Origin of the sequence: Nocardioides sp. NPDC057772 (genome assembly GCF_042798075.1) — a bacterium.
GTDB lineage: Bacteria > Actinomycetota > Actinomycetes > Propionibacteriales > Nocardioidaceae > Nocardioides.
Map to the genome: position 1 here is coordinate 1 of NZ_JBHVKN010000341.1, position 1,975 is coordinate 1,975.

General features: G+C 67.1%; 2 protein-coding genes. One reads left to right on the forward strand and one right to left on the reverse strand.

Annotation, left to right across the window (positions count from 1 at the left end; genetic code table 11):
• Nucleotides 1-187: 187 nt before the first annotated feature.
• Nucleotides 188-1,021: a tyrosine-type recombinase/integrase gene (locus tag ACFVJS_RS27355; RefSeq protein ID WP_378886696.1), complete on the reverse strand. Its 834-nt coding sequence runs from the start codon at nucleotides 1,019-1,021 to the stop codon at nucleotides 188-190.
• A 223-nt stretch (nucleotides 1,022-1,244) separates the two neighbouring features.
• Between ACFVJS_RS27355 and ACFVJS_RS27360 the strand changes: the two genes are divergently transcribed.
• The coding region (locus ACFVJS_RS27360; RefSeq protein ID WP_378886698.1) for a methylmalonyl-CoA mutase family protein at nucleotides 1,245-1,975 on the forward strand (731 nt) is incomplete at its 3' end.

Below are 1,975 nucleotides of genomic sequence, written 5' to 3' on the forward strand. Positions count from 1 at the left end.
CGTTTCTGCATTGCAAAATACCGGGGCAGGTAAAGGTATTAGGTCCCTCACATTGCACCGCCGTTTGACGCTAATCTGAACAACGCAGCCCCTCCCAGCTAGTGACTGGGAGGGGCTGTCGTTCCTATCTCAAGGTATCGGTGGGCGGCGGATCAAGGGCCGGAAGTCATCAGGCGGCACACGCGGATCAGGCTGCCGACGGCAGGGACCCCAGTCCGCTGATCGCCTTCGCCTTCTCGTCCTCAATGACCTCGAGGTAGCGCATCGTGGTCTCCAGGTTGTCGTGCCGCATGAGCTCCTGGACTACCCGCGGGTTGACCCCGTTGCGCAGCAACGTGGTGCCGAACGTGTGCCGGCCGCGATGGATCGATCCCGACAGCCCGTTCAGCTTGAGCAGCGTGCCAACCTGGTTGCCGACCCAGTCGGGCGTGATGTGGCCCGTCCCGCTGGTTGCCGAGGGGAACCACCAGCCACTGACTGGCATCTCCTGCGCGATCACCGCGATCTCTGGGTGGACCGGCAGCCACGCGACCTTCTGACCCTTGCCGTCGACGCGGAGCTGGTTGTCGACGAAGTCGTCGCCGCGGATCTGTGCGATCTCGTGACGACGCAGGCCCTGGCGCAGCGCAAGCAGCAGCCAGATCCGAATCTGGCCGACGGCAGAGCGCAGCACCAGCTCCTCCTCCTCGGGAGAGAAAGGCCGCGGCCGCGACCGAGGCCGCTGCGGACGCTTGATCCGCTCGCGTGGGTCGACCCGGCGCAGCGGGTGGACCCCGCGGTGGCCGACGATGTCGAGCCAGTCGAATACCGACATGAGCGCGGCGACGTAGGTGTATCGGGTTGAGCCCCTGTAGGAGTTGATCCATTTGCCGAGGTCGTCCTCGGAGACCCTAGTGAGGTCTCCGAGATCTTCCCAGGCCCTTCGGAGGACTCCGGTGTAGAGCTTGATGGTCTGTGGGCTGAGGGCACGGCCGGTTAGCCACCGACGGTACGCCTCCGAGTAGTAAGCGTGGTCTTGCACGGGGTTGATACTCGGCGGGGCATCCGTCGTTACGGAGGGGTTCTCCGGAAATGAGGACAAAGGTCTCTTGGCCGGGGGAAGGAAGTCGGGGGTGAGCGTAGTCATCACAGGTCACCCGGCTATGACGCCTGCGGAAGGAATCGGCGGTTATCGGCGAACGGATACCGGTTGTAAACCTCACACTTTGTGGTCACCGCCACTTCATCCGCCTAAGGTTCGACCCATGAACGACGCCGCTCGCGCCGACTCGTTGCGCCTTGCCCAGCCGGCGGATGCCCATTCCCAGGCAGAGTGGGAGGCGGCGACCGCCGCTGTCCTCCGTAAGAGCGGTCGGCTGACGGCCGACGACGCCGACTCCCTCGTCTGGGACAAGCTGACCCGCACCTCTCTCGACGGACTCCGGATCGCCCCGCTCGGGCTGCCGGACATGTCCTTCGCCGACGTGGCGCGTCCCACGCGTGCCGGCGCCTGGGACATCCGCTCGCTCGTCTCCGGCCTGTCCGGCATGGACGCGAAGGCGGCCAATGAGGCCGCCCTCGTCGACCTGGACGGCGGGGTGTCCTCGCTGTGGGTGGCCGCCGACGAGACCACCGACCTGAACGTGCTGCTCGACAAGGTGCTCCTGGACCTCGCGCCGATCGTGCTCGACGCACCGATCGGCGCGGTCAAGGTCGCCCAGAACCTGCTCGCGCTGATCGCCGAGCGAGGCACCGGGCTGCACGCCGCGACCAACCTGGGTGCCGACCCGATGGGTGCGCTGCTGCGTGACCTGCCGCTGGCGCCCGACGAGGCGTTCGCCGAGCTGGTCGACCTGGCCCGTCTGGCCCAGGGGATCGGCGTACGCGCGATCGTGGTCGACGCCACCGCCGCCCACGACCTCGGCGCCTCCGACGTCCAGGAGCTCGGCTGGTCGATCGCGGTCGGCGTCGCCTACCTGCGCGCGCTGACCGAGGC